This window comes from Kitasatospora sp. NPDC058032 (assembly GCF_042885845.1).
Taxonomy (GTDB): Bacteria; Actinomycetota; Actinomycetes; order Streptomycetales; family Streptomycetaceae; genus Kitasatospora.
Genome location: NZ_JBHVRK010000022.1, coordinates 19,120 through 38,529, shown reverse-complemented (window position 1 = coordinate 38,529; position 19,410 = coordinate 19,120). Strand labels below are relative to the sequence as shown.

The window sequence follows — 19,410 nt, the reverse complement described above, 5'->3', positions numbered from 1 at the left end:
GCCCGGGTGCCGTGTGCCCCTCCGGTGCCGCGCCCGCCGGCGTGCGGCCCTCCCGACCCCGAGAAGGCCAGCGCGGAGGTCAGCGCAGACGCGGCGTCACGCGCCCCCGAGCACGATCCGGCGCACCCCGGCCACGCCCGCCCAGCGGGCCGGATCGGTGCACCGCCGGCCGTCCAGCAGCACCCGGACGCCCGGCAGGTCGGCCGGGGCCAGCTCCCGGTACTCCGGGTGGTCCGCCTGGAGTACCGCCGCCACCACCGGCTCGCCGCCGTACGGGGGCAGGCCCAGCGCCGTCAGCTCCGCCGCCGGGTACAGCGGATCGGCCACGTACGGCCGGGCCCCGGCCGCGCGCACCGCCTCGACCAGCGGGAACACCCCCGAGTACGCGGTCTCCTTGACCCCGCCCCGGTAGGCGGCCCCGAGCACCAGCACGCCCTGCCCGGCGAGCCCGCCGTCCAGGGCGCCGGCCAGCACCCCGACCGCGTACGCCGGCATCTCCAGGTTGGCCGCCCGCGCCGCGCCGACCACCGTCGCCGAGGGGTCGTTCCACAGGTAGAGCCGCGGGTAGACCGGGATGCAGTGGCCGCCGACCGCGATGCCCGGCCGATGCAGATGGCTGAACGGCTGCGAGTTGCAGGCGTCCGCGACCGCCGCGAAGTCCACCCCGATCCGGTCCGCGTACCGGGCGAACTGGTTGGCCAGCGCGATGTTGACGTCCCGGTAGGTGGTCTCGGCGAGCTTGGCGAACTCGGCGGCCTCGGCGGACTCCAGCTCCCAGACGCCGTTCGGCCGGCCGAGGGCGTCCAGGTCCGGACGCGGGTCGAAGTCCAGCACCGCCCGGTAGAACGCGGCGCCGCGCCGGGTGGCGGCCGGGTCGGTCCCGCCGACCAGCTTGGGGTAGCGGCGCAGGTCGGCGAAGACCCGGCCGGTGCGGACCCGCTCCGGGCTGAAGACCAGCGCGAAGTCCCGGCCGGGGGTGAGCCCCGAGCCGGCCGCCAGCCGCGGCGCCCAGCGGCCCCGGGTGACGCCGACCGGCAGGGTGGTCTCGTAGCTGACCAGCGTGCCCCGGCGCAGTCCGGCCGCGACGGCGTCGGTGGCGGCGTCGAGCAGGGCGAAGTCGGGGGCGCCGTCGGCGGCGGTGACCAGCGGAACGACCAGGACGACGGCCTCGGCGCCGGCGACGGCCGCCGCGGTGTCGGTGGTGGCGCGCAGCCGTCCCTCGGCGACCACCCGCTCGAGCGCCTCGTCCAGGCCGGCCTCCCGGGGGAACGGCGGCCGGCCCTGGTTGACGGCCTCGACGACCGGCGGGGCGAGGTCGGCGCCGGTCACCCGGTGGCCCTTGGCGGCGAACTGGACGGCGAGCGGCAGGCCGAGCTTGCCGAGGCCCACCACGCAGACGTCGAGCGGCCGGCCGGCGGGCGGCCGGATGTCGAGCGGGGTCACCGGCCGCCCCCGTTCGCGGCGGAACCGGACCGGGCCACCGCGTTCGCCAGCCGGCGCCAGGCCGGGTGGCGGCGCAGCCGCCGGCGCACCCGGACGGGCACCGCGCCGCGCCACAGCTGCTGCACCAGCGTGGGCGGCGGCGCGGCCGGTTCCCCCGGGGGGCCGGCCGCCTCGTCGGACGGCTCGGGTGCCACGAGTGCCTCCTCCCCCAGCAGGAACAGCGCGTCCGCCGCTCCCGGCGCGCCGCCCCGGAAGGCCGGGTAGCCCGCGTACCGGCGCCGCACCCCGTCCGCCCCGTCCTCGGTCACCACCGGCGGCGCGCCGTGCTCCGCCTCGTACGCGATCAGCTCGCACAGCGCGCCGTACTCCCCGCGGGCGGCCAGCTCCAGTCGGATCCGGTCCGCCGGGGCGAGCCGGTGGTACACCTCGTGGGCGGCGAACCGCCGGACGAGTTCACCGACGCCCGCGCAGACCTCCTCGCGCAGTCCCGCGTCCAGCGCCAGGAAGTCCTCCCCGAGCAGCTGAGGCACCTCCCAGCCGAAGTGCCGCGCCCTGATCGCGTCCAGCTGCCCTCCGGGCGCGGCGAGTTCGGCGGCCACCCACTGCACCGCCGCGACGCCCCGGATCCGGTCCAGCGCCCCGGCCCGCTGGGTGACGTTGCCGCGGTCCTCGCGCAGCACCAGGAAGTAGTGGTCGTCGTCGGCGAGCACCGAGATCCGGCGGGCCCGCAGGCAGGCGGCGAGGGTGAAGGGCTGGTCGGAGTAGACCTTGAGCTCCTCCTTGCGGGCCAGGTTGTGCCGCCGGACGAGGTCCAGCCGGAACAGCTTGGTGTCGGCGAGCGCCCAGGCGAGGGCCGAGTCCTCGAAGCCGACCGAGGCGCGGGTGGCGTCGAAGATGCCCTGCGGGACCAGCCGCCCGTTCACCCCGACCTGCTTGGGGATCAGCACGTCCGACTCCCAGGCGTCGGCGGCGGTCACCATCCGTTCCAGTGCCTCGTCGCCGAGCCAGTCGTCGGCGCCGAGGAAGAACACGTACCGGCCGCGGGCCAGCGCCAGGCCGCGGTTGGTCGGGGCGGCCGGGCCGCCGGAGTTGGCCTGGTGGACCACCGTGAACAGCCCGGGGTGCCGGTCCGCGTAGGCGTCGAGCAGCTCGCCGCCGCCGTCCGTGGAGCCGTCGTCGACCGCGACCACCTCCATGCGCGCGGGCCCGATGCTCTGCCGGACCAGCGAGTCCAGGCAGGCGGTCAGGTACGGCAGGGTGTTGTAGACCGCGATCACCACGGTCACGTCGGGTGGGGTCATCGGGCGCTGCCCTCCGGTGCGCGGGTCGCCAGGACGGTGCCCGGCGCCGGGCCGCCCGTGGAACGGGACGGGCGGCCCGGCGCCGGGCGATGAAACGGTCAACTAGGCGGCGTGGCACGGGGTCACGTCCGCCACCCGCACGAGCGAGCGACACCGGACACCCGCTCCCCGGTCGAACGCTCAGCCGATGGCGGCCTCCGCGTACATCCGGGCGATCACGTCCTCGATGGCGGGCTCGCGCACCGAGAGGTCGACCAGCGGGTAGCGGGCGGCGACGGCCGCCACCAGCGGGGCGGCGCTCTGCTGGGCGGGGAAGGCCAGCCACTGGCGCGGGCCCTCGACCCGGACCACCCGGGCGCCGGGCACCTCGATCGGCGGGGCGGCCTCGGCCAGGTCGACGACCAGGGTCCGTTCGCTGTCGCCGACCGCGTGCAGGCCGTCGAGACCGCCGTCGTAGACGACCCGGCCGTGGTCGATCACCATGACCCGGTCGCAGAGCTGCTCGATGTCCGTGAGGTCGTGCGTGGTGAGCAGCACGGTGGTGCCGCGCTCGCGGTTGACCTCGCGCAGGAAGTCGCGCACCTTGCCCTTGCTGACCACGTCCAGGCCGATGGTCGGCTCGTCCAGGTAGAGCACAGCGGGGTCGTGCAGCAGGGCGGCGGCGAGGTCGCCGCGCATCCGCTGGCCGAGCGAGAGCTGGCGCACGGGCGTGTCGAGCAGCGCGCCGAGGTCGAGCAGTTCGACGCAGCGTTCCAGGTTGACGCGATATCGGTGCTCGGGGATCCGGTAGAGCCGGCGGGCGAGTTCGTAGGAGTCGCGCAGCGGGAGGTCCCACCAGAGGGTGGTGCGCTGGCCGAAGACGACGCCGATCCGGCGGGCCAGCGCGACCCGTTCACGGGCCGGGTCGACGCCGGCGACGCGCAGCCGGCCGGCGGTGGGGACGAGGATGCCGGTCAGCATCTTGATGGTGGTGGACTTGCCGGCGCCGTTGGGGCCGATGTAGCCGACGCACTCGCCGGCCCGGACGGTGAAGGTCAGTCCGTCGACGGCGCGCACCTCGCGCTTCTCCCGCTTCAGCCGGCCGGCCTTGGCGCGGACGGTGAAGGTGCGGCGGACGTCGTCGAGTTCGATCAGTGTCATGGTGGTTCCCAGGTCGAGGAGGTGGAGGAGGTCAGCCGCCGGCGCCGCGGTAGGCGCGCAGTCCGATCCGCCAGACGAGGCCGGCCGCGGCCAGCGAGAGGACGGCGGCCAGGGGCGAGGCGAACTGGAAGGCGGTGGGCAGGCCCAGCGGGTCGGGCTTGTCCAGGATCCGCAGCGCGGGAAGCCAGTTGACGAAGGCCAGCGGCACGCCGAAGACCGTGCCTGCGACCAGTTCCTTGGCGAAGACGGTCGGCGGGTAGTGCAGCAGGGTGGCGCCGCCGTAGGTGAAGGAGTTCTGCAGTTCCCTGGCCTCGCCCCACCAGAACTGGAGGCTGGCGAAGCCGATGAAGACCGCGCTGAAGATCAGGGTGCCGCAGACCACCAGCACGGGGACCAGCAGCACCCGGTCCCAGGTCCAGTGGGTGTCCAGCGCGGCCAGTGCCCAGGCCAGCACGGCCGCCGCCTGGAGGGGCCGGCCGAGCCGGCGCAGCGAGAACCGTTCGGCGCAGAGCTGGGCGAGCGCGGGTGCGGGCCGGACCAGCATGACGTCGAGCGTGCCGGTGCGGATCCGCTCGCCGAGGGCGTCGATGGAGCCGACGAAGAGGTTGGCCAGGCCGAGGGCGAGGGCCGAGGTGGCGTAGAGGAAGCCGAGTTCGGACAGGTTCCAGCCGCCGAGGCTGTCGGTGTGGCGGAACATCAGGATGATCACCAGGAAGTCGAGGAAGGTGACCACGAGGTTGGCACCGAGCATCATCACGAACGAGGCCCGGTAGGACATGATCGCCCTGGTCCACATGCCGGCGACGAGCCACCAGGAGCGCAGCGCCCAGGCCGTGCGGGCGGTCAGCGGCTCACGGGCGGTGCCGGGCAGCGGCTCACGGGTCATGACGGCCTGGTCAGCCACCCTGGACCACCACCTTGCGGGTCGCCAGCAGCTGGACCAGCCGGCCGGCCGCGAGCAGCACCACGGCCCAGGCGAGCTGGAAGCCCAGCGCGCCGAGCAGTTGGGTGCCGGTGACGCGCTCCAGGAAGACGTCGGTGGGCACCTTGATCAGGGCCGCCCAGGGCAGCAGCGGGGCGACGGTGCCGAGCAAGCCGGGGAAGAGCGCGAGCGGCAGCAGCATCCCGGAGAAGAACAGCGACACCACCATCAGCACCGACTGCACGCCCTCCGAGTCGTGCAGCCAGAAGCCGGTGAGTGAGACGAGGAAGCGCAGCCCGAAGCTGACCACCACCGCGAGCAGCGTGGCGAGCAGGAACGCCGCCCAGGTCAGCGGGTGTTCGGGCATCCGGGTGTGGAAGACCAGCGCGCCGGCGAGCGTCGGCGGCACGCCCCGGGCGAGCAGTTCGAAGCCGGCCCGGCCGAGGTCGGTGGCCAGCCACCAGCCCTGGAAGTCCACCGGGCGGTAGAGGTCGATGGCGATGTCGCCGCTGCGGAAGCGCTCCTGGACGTCGTCCTGGAAACCGCCGCCCATGACGGCGACGGTGGCCAGCAGGGCCTGGCTGACCCAGATGTAGGTGACGGCGGCGGCCTCGTCGTAGCCGCCGAGGCCTGGGCGGGCGTGCCAGAGGGCGAGGTAGGTGTAGGCGAGGATGAAGCCGAAGACGGTGTTGGTGAAGGCGCCGGCCAGGGTGGCGGCCCGGTAGGTGGAGAAGCGGCGGAAGGCGCCGCGGACGACGGCGGCGTACAGGAGCAGGGCGGCCCGCGCGCCGCCTGGAGCTCCGTCGCGATCGGGGGGACGGAGCTCGGCCTGCGTAGGCCCAAGCCTCTGCATATTGTCTCCTTATCGACAAATGGCGGTACAGGGAGACCCCTGTCCGCGCAGCAGCGCATGCCGGAGCGGCTCCGACCGCCTTCCCGGGGGGCCGGGACGGTGGGCGGAGCTCGAAGCGGGCCTCGGCCCGAAGTGGCTGCGCTATCTGGTTTGCACCTTTCACCGTACTGCGGCGAGATCCCTCGCGCACCCGGTTTTCCCACCACCCGGACGGAGTCGCCCCGACCCCTGATCCTCGGTCAAATAGCACATAATCTCCGCATGACCCTGAGCACCGGCCGCCGGGCCAGACGGGCCGCCCGCCGCGAGGCACGCCGCGCCCTGCCGTTCCGGCGGCGGCTGCTGCCCACCTGGCGGATCGTCCTCGGCGCCGTCCTCGCCGTGCTGCTGCTCGCCGTCGGCGCCTTCGCCGTGCTCTACGTCATCGTGCCGCTGCCCGACCCCAACGCCCAGGCGGTCGCCCAGAGCAACGTCTACCTCTACGCCGACGGCGTCACCGAGATCGCCCGCACCGGCGCCGTCAACCGCACCGACGTCACCATCGACGAGGTCCCCGTCAGCACCCGGCAGGCCGTCGTCTCCGCCGAGGACCGCACCTTCTACCAGAACCGCGGCATCGACCTGAAGGGCATGGTCCGGGCCGGCTGGAACAGCCTGACCGGCCAGGGCCTGCAGGGCGGCTCCACCATCACCCAGCAGTACGTCAAGAACTACTACCTCACACAGAGCCGGACCATCGAACGCAAGGGCCGCGAACTCCTCATCGCCCTCAAGGTCGACCAGCAGCGCGGCAAGGACGAGATCCTGGCCGGCTACCTCAACACCAGCTACTTCGGCCGCGGCGCCTACGGCATCCAGAGCGCCGCCCGCGCCTACTACGGCGTCGACGTCTCCGAACTGACCCTCCCGCAGAGCGCCTACCTCGCCGCCCTGCTCCAGGCCCCCAGCGCTTACGACGTGAAGACCGCCACCCCCGCCAACCGCGAGAAAGCCGTCGCCCGCTGGCACTACACCCTCGACGGCATGGTCCAGCTCGGCTTCCTCAGCGCCACCGAACGCGCCTCCCTCGCCTTCCCCGACCCGATCGACCCGCAGCCCGCCAGCGGCCTGGCCGGCCAGGCCGGCTACCTGGTCGGCGTCGCCGACGACTACCTGGTCGGCAGCGGCATCCTCGACGGCGCCACCCTCAAGGCCGGCGGCTGGCGCATCACCACCACCTTCGACCAGAAGAAACAGGACGCCTTCGCGCACGCCGTCCAGGACGAGCTCACCGAGGAACTCGACCCCACCGCCCGGCCCGGCACCGACAATGACGTCCGGGTCGCCGGCGCCTCCGTCGAACCCGCCACCGGCCGCGTCGTCGCCGTCTACGGCGGCCCCGACTACGCCGAGCAGCCCTACAACGACGCCCTGCGCCAGGACAACCAGATCGGCTCCACCTTCAAGCCCGTCGACCTCGCCGCCGGCCTCACCTCCAACCACAGCAGCGGCGACGGCCGCCCGATCACCACCGAGACCCGCTACGACGGCACCAGCGCACGCCCCGTCACCGACGGCCCCACCCCGTACGCGCCGCCCAACGAGGACGACATCGACTACGGCCCGATCAGCCTGCGCCAGGCCATGGTCAAGTCCGTCAACTCGGTGTACGCACAGGTCGGCGTGGACGCCGGGCTCGACCACGTCCGGGAGACCGGTATCCGGCTCGGCATCCCCGCCGACGTCCCCGGCATGGACCCGGCCAACACCTCGATGACGCTCGGCACCGCCACCCCCAGCGCCCTCGACCTGGCCGGCGTCTACGCCGCCCTCGCCAACCACGGCGAGGCCCACCGGCCCTGGTCGGTCGCCGGACTGGAACGGATCACCCCCGGCACCGGCCCCGTCGAGCCGCCGGAGCTGCCCGCGCACCACACCACCGCCGCCCTCGACCGGGGCACCGCCGACGCCGTCACCGACGTCCTGCGCGACGTCATCAGCCCACGCGGCACCGGCTCCGCCGCCCTCGGCCTCGGCCGGCCCGCCGCCGGCAAGACCGGCACCACCGACGCCAACCTCTCCGCCTGGTTCGCCGGCTACACCCCCGAACTCGCCACCACCGTCGGCCTCTTCCGGGAGAACCCGAGGACCCACGCCAAGGAACCGCTGGCCGGCACCGCCGGCTACGCCCGGATCAACGGCGGCGCCTTCCCCACCCGGATCTGGACCGCCTACATGAGCGACGTCCTGGAGGGCACCCCCGTCCAGGACTTCGAGCTCGAACCCAGCGAAGGCAACGGCCGCCCCGGCACCGGCGGCCCGACCGACACCCCGAGCGGCACCCCCGCCACCACCACCCGCGCCTCCGCCACCCCGACCGCCCCCTCCTCGGCCCCGGACCCGGCCGGCGGCCACGGCGGCACCGTCCAGGCCCCGGCGGCACCGGCCGCACCGGCGGCCCCCGCGGCCCCGGCCGTACCCAGGCGGCCCACCATGCCCACCACCGCACCGGCACCCGACCGGACCAGCGCCGCCCCCGAGCCGTCCACCCCCGTGGCCCCCACCGCCGCGGCCTCCGCGCCCCAGGAGTCCGCACCACCGCAGCCCACCCCCGGCACCCGGCCGACCACCGACCGGCCCACCGCCGAACCGCCGTCCACCGCCCCCGGCAAGACCTCGGACCCGACCCGCACCCCGGCACCGCCGATCCCGCCCGTCCCGCCGACCGGCAGCGGCAAACCCCCCGCCACACCCCAGCCGGCCACCTCGCCCCCGGCCTGACAGCCCGGGGCTCGGCCCAACGGGCCCAACGGGCTCAACGGACTCAGCGGGGCCGGCGACTCAGGCCGCCAGCTCGCGCTCCAGCGGCGTACGGAACCGCGGCGTCACCCGGACCGCTCCCAGCCACCCCGCCAACCGCTCCGCCTCCACCGCGACCGCCGCCCGCACCTCGGCCCCCGCGTCCTCGAACAGCCGCCACACCACCTCGCCGTCCGCCCGCTGCGCCCAGCCGCCGACCACCCGGCCGCACCACCACACCGTCGGCCCCGCGTTCCCCGCCCGGTCGAACAGCGCCGGCACGTCCTCGGGCCGCAGGTACCAGTCCCGGCCCCGCCAGCCCATCACCGCCGGATCCAGCGCCGGCAGCAACGCCGCCCACGGCTCCGGCTCCGCCACCGGATCCTCGTCCCCCGGCAGCACCAGGCCCGCCGCACCGCCCGCCGTCGCCACCTCCACCGCGCCCACGTCCGCCAGCGCCTTGCGCACGTCCCCCAGCGTCCAGCCGGTCCACCACTTCACGTCCTCGACGCTGCCCGGCCCGTACCGCGCCAGCCAGCGCCGCACCACCTCCGCCTTCGCCTCCCGCGCCGGCACCTCCGGCCACGGCGCCACCGGCGCCCACGGATAGCTGCTACTCAGCCACGACCCGCGCGGCCGGCACCGCCGGACGTGCCCGTCCGAGGCCAGCAGCCGCAGCAGCCGGCTCCCCACACTCTGCTTCGCCTCGTACGGCTTGCCCGCCGACATCAGCATCGTCTCGCGCAGCGCCGGCACGTCCGCGCCCAGCTCCGCCGTGGTCGCCTCACCACGCACCGCCAGCGCCGCCAGCACCGCCCGCTGGGTCTCGGCCAGCCGCGCCTCGTCCCACCCCTCGGCGAAGTCCGCGAGGTGCTTCAGCAGCGTCGCCCGCTCCTTGGCGGCGATCTGCCGCGCCGCCGCCGCGCTCACGTACGGCGCGAACTCCTCGGTCACCGCGAAGATCGTCCGCCGCATCGACAGCAGCTTCACCAGCGAGACCTCGTCGTACAGGGCCCGCTCCACCTCGGCCGCCGACGGCTCGCGCAACCGCGCGCACGCCGACAGGTACACCGTCGCGGCATCGGTGGCGTGCAGCCCGACGACCGCGTCGGCCACCTCCTCCACCCGCGCCGCCCGCCCGGCGGGCGCCAGCAGCAGCCGCCGCCCCAACCGCGCCCGCCGCTGCCCGTCGTCGACCTGGACCACCCCGTTGCTCGCCATGGGCGGATCCTAGCCAGGGGCTGCTCAGACGTTCGGCGACAGGACGAAGAGCGGGAACACCCGCCGCTGCGGCACCTCGCCGATCTCGTCCAGCGCCGCGCGGATCTCCCGCAGATGGCCGACGGTCAGCTGCAACGGGACCTCGTGCGGCTGGTAGGTGTACCGGATCGGGTAGTCCACCCCCGGCTTCACGCTCATCTCGATGTGGCAGCCGAGCACATGGCTGACCGTCCGGGCCTCGCAGAAGTCGATCAGCCTGCGGATCGACCGGCCGAACGCCGCCCAGTCCTGGATGTAGAGCCGCCCCGGGTACACCGTGTCACCGGTGAGCAGGAACCCCGTCCACGGGTCGTGGAAGGTCACCGCCGCCTCGTGGTGCCCCGGCGTCGCCAGGCACTCCAGCACCCGGCCCCCGAGGTCCACCCGGGCCACGGCGTCGGCGTCCCGGTCGAACCCGAAGAACGCCCAGGCCGTGCTCAGGTCCGCGGGCACCAGCCGGGTGTCCGGCCGGTCCGCGAACTGCCCGTCCCCCGCGACGTGGTCCCCGTGCCCGTGGGTGTGCAGCACCAGCAGCTCGTACCCGTCCCTCGGATTGCGCTCCAGCCAGTCCGCGACGAGCCCGTCGACGGTCTCCCGCAGCGGGAAGTACTCCGCCGAGGCGGTGGCCCCGGTGTCGATCAGCACCGCCCGCTCGTTGCCGAACAGCAGGAACAGGAACGGCGCCTCGTAGTTCACCGCCATGTTCTGCCGCAGCACGAAGGTGTGCTCGTCGTACTCGTGCACCTGGATGTCCGGATCGGTGTTGTGCTTCGCCGACTCCGACCCGTGGATCCACCGCACGTCCAGTCCCCGCACCCGCGGAGCCGTCCCACCGAAATCGATCGGCGAAGTCCCCATGCCGTCCCCCGTCCCGCTGTCCGGACCATCATCCCCTCCGGCGAAACTACCACCACGCCGGGACGGACCTGCGGAAAGGCCGGTGGGCCGCCGCGCCCACGGCACGGCGGCCCACCGGGGAGAACCGCTCGGCGACTACAGGTACAGCCCGGTCGAGCCCTCGGTGTCGCCGAAGCGCATCGCGGCGACGGCGTGCAGGTCGCGCTCGCGCAGCAGGACGTAGGTGGCGCCGCGGACCTCGACCTCCAGCTTGTCCTCGGGGTCGTAGAGCACCCGGTCACCGGGCTCCACGGAGCGCACGCTCTGGCCGACGGCGACCGCCTCGGCCCAGGCGCAGCGCTTGGAGATCTCCGCGGTCGCCGGGATCAGGATGCCGCCGGTGGAGCGGCGCTCGCCCTCGCCGGCCTCGGTCTTCACCAGCACGCGGTCGTGCAGCATCTTGATCGGCAGCTTCTCGCCGAGCCGGTCGTGACGCGGCGCGTCGCCCGCGCCGGGCAGGGACTGCTGGGTCGGTTCGTCGTTCGTACTCACGACCCCGAAGGTACCGCTCCCGGGCGCGGCGTGTGACGCCAGCCCGGTGCCGCGGGCGGGCCGGCGGACCGGCGCGGGCCGGGCAGCGGCTGCCCGGCCCGGGAGATGCGGCCGTGGCTCAGCGCTTGCGGCGCCTGCGCGCCGAGGCGACCAGCAGCACCAGGCCGACGCCGACCAGCGCGGCCGGGACGATCCGCTCCTTGCGCGGCTGCCCCTTCTCGTCCACGAACTGCGCGCGGGCCTGCTCGACCAGGCCGCTCGCGGCCACGTACGCCCGGCCGGCCTTCTCCTCGACGGCGGCCACGGCCTTCGCCTTGACCTGGGCGGAGACGGTGGTCGGGTGCACGCGCACGGCGAGCTCGTCCAGCGTCGCCGCCAGCTGGGTGCGGGTCCGGGAGATGTCCGCCTCGATCTGGGCGGTCGTCCGCGCCGACTTGTCCGTACTGCTCGCCTCGCCCACTCGGGCCACCCCATTCACTGATGTTCGTCCTGTGCGACTGACCCAGTGTGTCAGCTGCCACGCGGGGCCGCGCGGCCCCACCCACCATCGGAGGTAAGTTTGCCGTGGTACGACCGCCCGTCCAGCACCAGGAGAAACCCCGTGAGTGAGCGTCTCCAGCCCGGTGACACCGCGCCCGCCTTCACCCTGCCCGACGCCGACGGCAACGAGGTGTCCCTCGCCGGCCACCTCGGCCGCAAGGTGATCGTCTACTTCTACCCGGCCGCGCTCACCCCCGGCTGCACCAAGCAGGCCTGCGACTTCACCGACAACCTGGAGGTCTTCTCCGGCGCCGGGTACGACGTCATCGGCATCTCGCCGGACAAGCCGGAGAAGCTCGGCCGGTTCCGCGAGGCCGAGGACCTCAAGGTCACCCTGCTCTCCGACCCGGAGAAGAAGGTGCTGGAGGCCTACGGCGCGTTCGGCGAGAAGAAGCTGTACGGCAAGACCGTCACCGGCGTGATCCGCTCCACCGTGATCGTGGACGAGCAGGGCAAGGTCGAGCACGCGCTGTACAACGTCAAGGCGACCGGCCACGTGGCCAAGCTGCTGCGCGACCTCAAGGTCGAGGCGGCCTGACGCACCGCCCGGACACGCGGCGGCGTCTGACACTTCGTCACCGCTGTGTCCCGGTGCTGTCCGCGCTCTGCCCGGAACCTGTCGGACGGACCCCGGCGCCCCTAGCGTTCTGTTCCACCGGGCGCCAGCGGCCCGGGCCCGTCCTTGTCAGGGGAGCAGAGCCGTGCAGAGTGCCAGATCCGTGTCCACCGCCCGCGTCGCCCTCGCCAGCGCGATCGTCGCGGCGCTCGCGCTGACGGCCTGCGGGCCGGAGAACGACGACACCGCCGCACCGCCGCCGGCCACCGCGACGGCGCCACCGACCGCTCAGCCGACCGCCCAACCGACCGCAACCGCAACCGCAACCGCAACCACTCAGCCGACCACGACCCCGACCACGACCGCCAAGCCCTCCTCCCCGGCCCCGGCCGGCAAGCGGCTGGTGGTCGAGACGATGACGGCCGGCGGGCTGGCCAAGACCATCGGCCAGGACGCGGTCTCCGACGTCGCCGTGGACCCGGGCGAGATGCGCGACGACATGCACATGGTGCTCGCCAACTTCGACCGCCCCGGGCAGACTTCCGGCCGCCGGATCCTGCTGATCGCCGTCGACAACATCCCCGAGGACCCGGCCAAGCGCCGCGAGCACCTCTGGCGCGGCATGATCGACTACGCCCTGCAGCGCGGTTCGACCGGCACCCCGACCACCGCCGCCCCGTTCGCCGCCGGACCGCTGGGTGGCTCGCTGGAGTGCCTGAAGCTGCCGGAGGCGCCCACCACCGACGTCGTCTGCGGCTGGTCCGATGCCTCCACCGCCGGCGTCGCGCTGTTCCCGAGGACCACCCCGGCCGAGGCGGCCGCCCTGTTCGCCAAGATGCGCGGCGACATCGAGAAGTAGGCCCGCGACGGAACCGGAAAAGCAGCGGTGGCGGCGCACCCCCCGACCGGGTGCACCGCCACCGCCGTCTCTCACCTCAGGCGACCGCTGTCATCAGCAGGCGCCGAGGTCGCTCCAGACACCCCAAGAGCCGCTGGCGCTCGGGTCGTCGCCCTTGGTCCACCACTTGTTCTGGTAGTAGTGGCCCTTCCAGGAGACCTTGGTCGGGGTGGCGTAGGTGGTGCCCGCGTCCCAGCTCGGCGCACCCGCGCAACCGGCCGGCGTGGTCGGCGGCGTCGTGGGCGGAGTGGTCGGCGGGGTGGTGGGCGGAGTGGTCGGCGGGGTGGTGGGCGGAGTGGTCGGCGGCGTCGTGGGAGGCGTCGTCGGCGGGGTGGTCGGCGGCGTGGTGGGCGGGGTCGTGCCGCCGTCCACCGCACCGCGGGTCAGGTCGCCCTTGAGGCCGTACAGCGTGCCGCCCACGTTGACCGTCCAGTTGGACGGGGTGGACACCGGCAGGTAGTAGACGAAGTCCATGTCGATCGACGCGCCCGGCGCGAGCGACTGCCAGCCCGGCAGCTTCACCGAGACCCGGTTGTAGGTGCCCTTGAGGCCGCCCACGTTGCCGGTGCCGGTGTGGTCCTGCCGGATCACGGTCAGGCCGAAGCCGGACTGGTCCTTGGCGTTGCCCGGAGCCGAGTTGCTGTAGTCGAACTGGAACTCGGTGCCGCCCGGCAGGGTCGTCGTCGAGTTGTTGACGATGTGGATCTTCGGGTTGATCGGGTAGTTCGAGTCACCCAGCGCGAAGTTGGTGAACGACACGTCGATCGGCAGGGTCTGCTGCGGCAGCGCGATCGTCGAGCGGGTCGCGCCGTACGCCGAGGAGGCCTTGAACTTGTCGTACATCAGCGAGGTCAGCGTGTTGCCGGGCACGTACTGGCCCTTGCCGCCGTTGGCGGTGGCGTCCCACTTGTAGTCGCCCGCGAGCTCCCAGATCATCGCGCCGCCGGCGCCCTGGTTGACGATGTAGTCGGCCTTGGCACCGATCGACTGCTCGTCCTCGGTGGACAGGTAGACCTTCTTGCTGTCGTTCCACAGCCACGGCGCCACCAGGGTGGAGCTGTAGTTGCGGACGTAGCTGCCCTGCAGGGCGGTGTCGGTCACGCCGTACTTGGAGAGGTAGTCGGGCACGATGCCCTTCTCCAGGTTCTTGGCGTGCCACATCGGGTTCGACCCGGCCGGGGACTCCTTGCCCGCGTCGTCCTTGTCGTTCCAGATGTTGTCGATGCCGACCGCGCCGTCACCGCACGAGGTCAGGCCGGAGCCGACCGGGCAGGTGGTCGCGGCGGCGGTGCCCCAGAGGCCGTTGGTCCCGCCCTGGACGTTCTTGAAACCGCGGGTGTAGTACGGCAGGCCGACGTTGATCCGGCCGGCCGGCATCGCACCGCGGAAGTAGTGGTACGACCAGTCGGCGTTCAGGTAGCCGATGCCGCCGTACTGACCGGTGCCGTAGACGTTGGCCGCCGCCAGCTCGCCGTCCTTGCCGTCGTCGAACAGCGCGGCGTTCGGGCCGACGTACTTGTTCCAGGACCCGTGCAGGTCGTACGACATGATGTCGACGTAGTCCAGGTACTGCGCGATCTGGAACGTCTCCATGCCGCGCAGCAGGTAGCCGGACGACGGGGCCGCGACCGAGAGCAGGTAGTGCTTGCCGTCGGCGGCGCCGGCCCGGTCCAGCTTCTCGCGCAGCGTCTTCATCAGCGCCGCGTAGCCCTTGGCCAGCGAGGCGCGCTTGCCGTTGGCGAGCTGCCAGTCCAGCGGGTTGCCGGCGTCCTTCATCGAGGTCGGGTACTCGTAGTCGACGTCGACGCCGTTGAAGCCGTACTTCTTGATGAAGTCGACGGCCGAGTTGGCGAAGGTGTCGATGCCCGCCTGGTTGACGCTGCCGTCCGGGTTGACGGTCATCGAGTAGAAGCCGCCGGAGTTGACGCGCTTGCCGTCGTCCCCGAAGTACCCGCCGGTCTCGGTCCAACCGCCCACCGAGATCATCGTCTTGACGTTCGGGTACTGCTTCTTGTACTTCGTCAGCAGGTTGAAGTGGCCCTTGTAGGGCAGCGACGGGTCGAGCTCGGCGCCGGGCACCCCGGGGAAGGACATCCCGGTGGCCGCGTTCTTCTCGCTGTCCGTGCCGACCGACAGCTTGTTGTCGGAACCGACGTGGGCGAACGCGTAGTTGAGGTGGGTGACCTTGTCCCACGGGATGTCGCTGACCAGGTACGGCTTGGTGCCGTCCTGGCCGGTGCGCCAGCTCGTGAAGTAGCCGATGATGCGGCGCTGGTGGTCCGCGCCCATCTTCTCGCGGCCGTTGGTGTCGTAGACGCTGCAGTACGGGACGTCGACGCCGGGCGTGGTGTAGAGACCGTCGGGCCGACACGCGGCGTTGTCGACGGCGGCGGACGCCTGGGAGGGCGCCGCGCCCAGCGTGGCCACCAGCAGGCCGGCCATCGCGGCACCCGCCAGCGCGGCCAGGCCGGCGCGGGCCGCCGGGCTCGTGGAACGACGGGCAGCGGTGGGACGCCGCTCCGCCGTGGATCGGATCAACACTCGGTCCTCCGGGCAGAGTGTCGGCGCGTGCCTGTGGGGGAGCACGCACGTGGGGGAAAGCAGATTGGCGCCGAAGCTATGTGGTCTGAACCACATAGGTCAATAGGTCTGGACCAATTGGTAATCATTTCCCCAACATCCCCGGTCGAACGGCCGCTTGCCGGCACGCCCTGACACCCCACCAACCCCACCAACCCCACCCACCCCGGCCGACCACCCCCGTGACCGAAACCCCCACCACTCGTTCACCCTCACGGGGGACGGGCCCGCACACGCCCGAAGGGGGGACGCCATGGCCGTCGAATACACCCGTGAACTGCTCGCGGACGTCGCGTCGACCGCCGCATCGCTCGACGAGATGCTCGTCGCGCTCGGCAAGGAGCCGGACACCGACCGCCGCAAGTACCTGCGCCGCAAGCTGACCGAGTTCGGCGTCGACACCTCGCACTTCCGCCCGACCGGGAGCGTCTACACCCGCGAGCTCCTCCAGGAGGCCGTCGACGCCTCGCACAGCGTCGCCGGCGTGGTGAGGCACCTGCGTCTGCGGCAGGCCGGCGGCACCCAGGCCCACATCGGGCGCCGGATCAAGGCACTCGGCATCGACACCTCGCACTTCACCGGCCAGGCCCACAACCGCGGCAAGCGCTCGGCCCGTCGGCTCTCCCCCGAGGACGTCCTGGTCCAGCGCCCACCGGATGCCAAGCGGCTGCCCGGCTCCCGCATCCGTCTGGCGCTGGCCGAACTCGGCCGGCCGGAACTGTGCGAGGGTTGCGGCACCGGACCCGAGTGGCTGGGACGCCCGCTCACCCTGGAGGTGGACCACGTCAACGGAGACTGGTCCGACAACCGGCCGGACAACCTCCGGCTGCTCTGCCCGAACTGTCATGCCGTCACGGACACCTACTGCGGACGGAAAAGGAACCGCCGGACGGAGTCCGCCGACCATGTCCACCGAGGCCGCCCGACGAGCCGGAATGACGGTGTCCCCGCACCCCGCAAGCGCCTAGACTGAAGGCCTTGCGGCCTTGGCGAAAGGGCAGCCGCGCGGGTTTTAGGTGCCCGTGGGAGAAATCCCGTGAGGGTTCGAATCCCTCAGGCCGCACCAGCCTTAAAATCGAAGGCCCGCCCCGGAGTGATCTCCGGGGCGGGCCTTCGTGTCGGCCGAGGGTCAGCCGATCAGGTCCTTCACCACCGGGGCGAGGGCGCGGAAGGCCTGGCCGCGGTGGCTGATGGCGTTCTTCTCGGCGGGGGTGAGTTCGGCGCAGGTGCGGGTCTCGCCGAGGGGCTGGAGGATCGGGTCGTAGCCGAAACCGCCGTCGCCCGCCGGGGCGGTGCGCAGGGTGCCGAGGAGGCGGCCCTCGACGACGCGCTCGGTGCCGTCGGGGAGGGCGAGGGCGGCGGCGCAGAAGAAGTGGGCGCCGCGGTGCTCGGCGGCGATGTCGGAGAGCTGGGCGAGCAGGAGGTCGAGGTTGGCGCGGTCGTCGCCGTGCTTGCCGGACCAGCGCGCGGAGAAGATGCCCGGGGCGCCGTTCAGGACGTCCACGCACAGGCCGGAGTCGTCGGCGACGGCCGGCAGGCCGGTGGCGCGGGCCAGGGCGTGCGCCTTGAGCAGGGCGTTCTCGGCGAAGGTGACGCCGGTCTCGGGGACGTCGGGGATCTCCGGGTAGGCGTCGGCCCCGACCAGTTCGACGTCCAGGCCGGCGTCGCCGAGGATGTCGCGCAGTTCGGCGACCTTGTGCTGGTTACGGGTGGCGAGGATGAGTCGAGTGGTCATGGATCCACCCTAAACCGAGCAAACCGCGCGCTCCGGCGCCGTCCCGGGTGAAGCGGCGTCAGCCGGTGCAGACCTTGGTGAGGTTCGAGGCGGCGTCACCGAGCGGCTTGAAGTCCGGCACCTGCTTGTTGTTGACCGCCCGCTGGACCTTGTCGACCTGGGTGCCGAGGTCGGTGATGGCCTGGGCGACGTCGGTGTCCTTGGAGTTCTTGCCCAGCTGGTCGAGGTCGTTCTTGAGCTTCTGCAGCGCCTCGCCGGCGGCGGCCGCGTCGTTGCTCGCGTTGCTGTAGGCGCTGCTGACCTCGTTGATGTCGCCGGTGATCTTCACGGCGGTGTTCCCGCAGTCGATCGCCTTCTCGGCGGCGGAGCAACTGACCGCGCTGAGCGGGAGGATGGCGATCAGGCCGGCCACGGCGAGCATGGTGGGGCGGGCGATGCTCTGGGGCATCCGGTCCTCCTCGGTGCGCGGGTATCCGGAAGGGAAGGACGCGCGCTGAGGGGTGCGCGGTTCCCGCAACGGGTGCTGCCGGTACCGTACGGGCTCCGGGCCCGGCCTGTACAGCGGCCTGGCCCGGAGCCCGGGGATTTCCGGAAACCGAAGCGGAACCGGTACATCAGGGGGTAAAAGGCGTGCCCCCGGTGTCAGCCCTCCAGCTCGCCGAGGACCTTGCGCTGGACCTCGTCGAGCTCGGCGCAGCCGAGGGTGCCGAGGTCGAGCAGCTGGTCGAGCAGCGCGCGGTCGAAGGGCGCGCCCTCGGCGGTGCCCTGGACCTCGACGAAGCGGCCGTCGGAGGTGCAGACGATGTTCATGTCGGTCTCGGCGCGGACGTCCTCCTCGTACTGGAGGTCGAGCATCGGGACGCCGTCGATGATGCCGACGCTGACGGCGCTGACGCCGCCGGTGATCGGCTTGCCCTTGGCGCGCAGCAGCTTGCGCTCGCGGGCCCAGCCGACGGCGTCGACGAGCGCGACGTAGGCGCCGGTGATGGCGGCGGTGCGGGTGCCGCCGTCGGCCTGGAGGACGTCGCAGTCGAGGACGATGGTGTTCTCGGCGAGCGCGCGGTGGTCGACCACGGCGCGCAGCGAGCGGCCGATGAGCCGGCTGATCTCGTGGGTGCGACCGCCGAGGCGGCCCTTGACGGATTCGCGGTCGCCGCGGGTGTTGGTGGCCCGCGGGAGCATGGAGTACTCGGCGGTGACCCAGCCCTCGCCGCTGCCCTTGCGCCAGCGCGGGACGCCCTCGGTGACGCTGGCGGTGCACAGCACCTTGGTGTCGCCGTAGGAGATGAGGACGGAGCCTTCGGCGTGCTTGCTCCAGCCCCGTTCGATGGTGACGGGGCGGAGCTGGTCGGGGGTGCGGCCGTCGATGCGTGACATAGGCACCGAGCGTAGTCGGTTTCGGCGGGTGCTCCGGGTACGCCCCGAGGCGTCCCGAGGCGTCCGGGTCTGCCCGGACGGGCCGCTCCCGGTGCCCGGACGTACCGCGGCCCGCCGCCCCGGTGGGGTCGGCGGGCCACGGGAGCGAGCCTGGTGGGCTCAGCTCACATCATGTCCTCGATGTCGGCGGCGATCGGGTCGGCGTCGGTGCCGATGACGACCTGGATCGCGGTGCCCATCTTCACGACGCCGTGGGCGCCGGCGGCCTTCAGCGCGGCCTCGTTGACCAGGGAGGCGTCCTTGACCTCGGTGCGCAGGCGGGTGATGCAGCCCTCGACCTCTTCGATGTTGTCGATGCCGCCCAGACCGGCGACGATCTTCTCAGCCTTGCTGGCCATTGCTTTCTCCCTCTGTCTCGGCCCGTCGGCTGCTCTGCCGGGTGCCGTCCTGCGCGGTGACCTCGGTCGCGGTGACGCGGGGTCAGTGGTCGGTCGTGCCGTGGCGTGCTGCCGGAGCAGCGCGACCAGCATGACCCGAGCCGAACCGATATGCCACGTTAGTCCACTTTTGGCCCATTTCGGCGCGCATCCCCCGGACCGGCGTCCGAGGATGACGAGCAGTGGGGCCGTCTCCCGGCG

18 protein-coding genes and 1 tRNA gene are annotated in these 19,410 nt (G+C 72.8%); 5 read left to right on the top strand and 14 right to left on the bottom strand.

The features are described from left to right. Positions 1 to 96: 96 nt before the first annotated feature. From ACFVUH_RS28785 to ACFVUH_RS28765, 5 genes are all read right to left on the bottom strand, one after another. Positions 97 to 1,443, bottom strand: coding sequence for a nucleotide sugar dehydrogenase (locus tag ACFVUH_RS28785; RefSeq protein ID WP_387916198.1), 1,347 nt, complete (start codon positions 1,441 to 1,443; stop codon positions 97 to 99). Further along, positions 1,440 to 2,744: a glycosyltransferase family 2 protein gene (locus tag ACFVUH_RS28780; RefSeq protein ID WP_387916196.1), complete on the bottom strand. Its 1,305-nt coding sequence runs from the start codon at positions 2,742 to 2,744 to the stop codon at positions 1,440 to 1,442. Before ACFVUH_RS28780 ends, ACFVUH_RS28785 begins: the two co-directional genes overlap by 4 nt. Before the next feature lie 180 nt (positions 2,745 to 2,924). Continuing rightward, positions 2,925 to 3,884, bottom strand: a complete 960-nt coding sequence (locus ACFVUH_RS28775; protein ID WP_355370602.1) for an ATP-binding cassette domain-containing protein — start codon at positions 3,882 to 3,884, stop codon at positions 2,925 to 2,927. Between the two features lie 31 nt (positions 3,885 to 3,915). Next, a complete protein-coding gene (locus ACFVUH_RS28770; RefSeq protein WP_387916194.1) occupies positions 3,916 to 4,788 on the bottom strand; it encodes an ABC transporter permease in 873 nt (290 codons plus the stop codon). After that, positions 4,781 to 5,581, bottom strand: coding sequence for an ABC transporter permease (locus tag ACFVUH_RS28765; RefSeq protein WP_387916273.1), 801 nt, complete (start codon positions 5,579 to 5,581; stop codon positions 4,781 to 4,783). The genes ACFVUH_RS28770 and ACFVUH_RS28765 overlap by 8 nt, the downstream gene beginning before the upstream one ends. A gap of 339 nt (positions 5,582 to 5,920) precedes the next feature. Between ACFVUH_RS28765 and ACFVUH_RS28760 the strand changes: the two genes are divergently transcribed. Next, positions 5,921 to 8,419 carry a transglycosylase domain-containing protein gene (locus ACFVUH_RS28760; protein WP_387916193.1) on the top strand — a complete coding sequence of 833 codons (2,499 nt, stop codon included), beginning with the start codon at positions 5,921 to 5,923 and terminating at the stop codon, positions 8,417 to 8,419. A 60-nt stretch (positions 8,420 to 8,479) separates the two neighbouring features. Here ACFVUH_RS28760 and ACFVUH_RS28755 read toward each other — a convergent pair whose 3' ends face one another. The 4 genes from ACFVUH_RS28755 to ACFVUH_RS28740 form a co-directional block, all read right to left on the bottom strand. Further along, positions 8,480 to 9,658, bottom strand: coding sequence for a winged helix DNA-binding domain-containing protein (locus ACFVUH_RS28755; protein WP_387916191.1), 1,179 nt, complete (start codon positions 9,656 to 9,658; stop codon positions 8,480 to 8,482). A gap of 24 nt (positions 9,659 to 9,682) precedes the next feature. Further along, positions 9,683 to 10,498 (bottom strand): MBL fold metallo-hydrolase, encoded by an 816-nt coding sequence (locus ACFVUH_RS28750; RefSeq protein WP_387916189.1) that lies wholly within the window; start codon positions 10,496 to 10,498, stop codon positions 9,683 to 9,685. Between the two features lie 192 nt (positions 10,499 to 10,690). Next, complete coding sequence (locus tag ACFVUH_RS28745) at positions 10,691 to 10,993, bottom strand: co-chaperone GroES (protein WP_078881937.1); 303 nt, start codon at positions 10,991 to 10,993, stop codon at positions 10,691 to 10,693. 211 nt (positions 10,994 to 11,204) lie between these two features. Next, the gene (locus ACFVUH_RS28740) at positions 11,205 to 11,546 is read right to left on the bottom strand and encodes a DUF3618 domain-containing protein (RefSeq protein WP_355370612.1); all 342 of its coding nucleotides are present in this window, start codon (positions 11,544 to 11,546) and stop codon (positions 11,205 to 11,207) included. A gap of 141 nt (positions 11,547 to 11,687) precedes the next feature. Between ACFVUH_RS28740 and bcp the strand changes: the two genes are divergently transcribed. Together bcp and ACFVUH_RS28730 are read left to right on the top strand one after the other, a co-directional pair. Then, the gene (gene bcp / locus ACFVUH_RS28735; protein ID WP_355370614.1) at positions 11,688 to 12,164 is read left to right on the top strand and encodes a thioredoxin-dependent thiol peroxidase; all 477 of its coding nucleotides are present in this window, start codon (positions 11,688 to 11,690) and stop codon (positions 12,162 to 12,164) included. A gap of 163 nt (positions 12,165 to 12,327) precedes the next feature. Continuing rightward, a complete protein-coding gene (locus ACFVUH_RS28730) occupies positions 12,328 to 13,041 on the top strand; it encodes a hypothetical protein (RefSeq protein WP_387916187.1) in 714 nt (237 codons plus the stop codon). 93 nt (positions 13,042 to 13,134) lie between these two features. Here ACFVUH_RS28730 and ACFVUH_RS28725 read toward each other — a convergent pair whose 3' ends face one another. Beyond that, the gene (locus ACFVUH_RS28725; RefSeq protein WP_387916271.1) at positions 13,135 to 15,522 is read right to left on the bottom strand and encodes a chitinase C-terminal domain-containing protein; all 2,388 of its coding nucleotides are present in this window, start codon (positions 15,520 to 15,522) and stop codon (positions 13,135 to 13,137) included. A gap of 391 nt (positions 15,523 to 15,913) precedes the next feature. Here ACFVUH_RS28725 and ACFVUH_RS28720 point away from each other — a divergent pair, with 391 nt between their 5' ends. Then, entirely contained in the window at positions 15,914 to 16,633 is a 720-nt protein-coding gene (locus ACFVUH_RS28720) for an HNH endonuclease signature motif containing protein (protein ID WP_387916185.1), read from the top strand. Between the two features lie 7 nt (positions 16,634 to 16,640). Next, positions 16,641 to 16,726: transfer RNA gene (locus ACFVUH_RS28715), tRNA-Leu, on the top strand. A 63-nt stretch (positions 16,727 to 16,789) separates the two neighbouring features. Here the strand turns inward: ACFVUH_RS28715 and rdgB are convergent. The 4 genes from rdgB to ACFVUH_RS28695 form a co-directional block, all read right to left on the bottom strand. Beyond that, a complete protein-coding gene (rdgB, locus tag ACFVUH_RS28710) occupies positions 16,790 to 17,395 on the bottom strand; it encodes an RdgB/HAM1 family non-canonical purine NTP pyrophosphatase (protein WP_387916183.1) in 606 nt (201 codons plus the stop codon). A gap of 58 nt (positions 17,396 to 17,453) precedes the next feature. After that, entirely contained in the window at positions 17,454 to 17,843 is a 390-nt protein-coding gene (locus ACFVUH_RS28705; RefSeq protein WP_355370625.1) for a hypothetical protein, read from the bottom strand. Positions 17,844 to 18,037: 194 nt separating this feature from the next. Continuing rightward, the gene (rph, locus tag ACFVUH_RS28700; protein WP_355370628.1) at positions 18,038 to 18,772 is read right to left on the bottom strand and encodes a ribonuclease PH; all 735 of its coding nucleotides are present in this window, start codon (positions 18,770 to 18,772) and stop codon (positions 18,038 to 18,040) included. A gap of 164 nt (positions 18,773 to 18,936) precedes the next feature. After that, entirely contained in the window at positions 18,937 to 19,170 is a 234-nt protein-coding gene (locus ACFVUH_RS28695; RefSeq protein ID WP_063349220.1) for a glucose PTS transporter subunit EIIB, read from the bottom strand. Between the last annotated feature and the right edge of the window lie 240 nt (positions 19,171 to 19,410).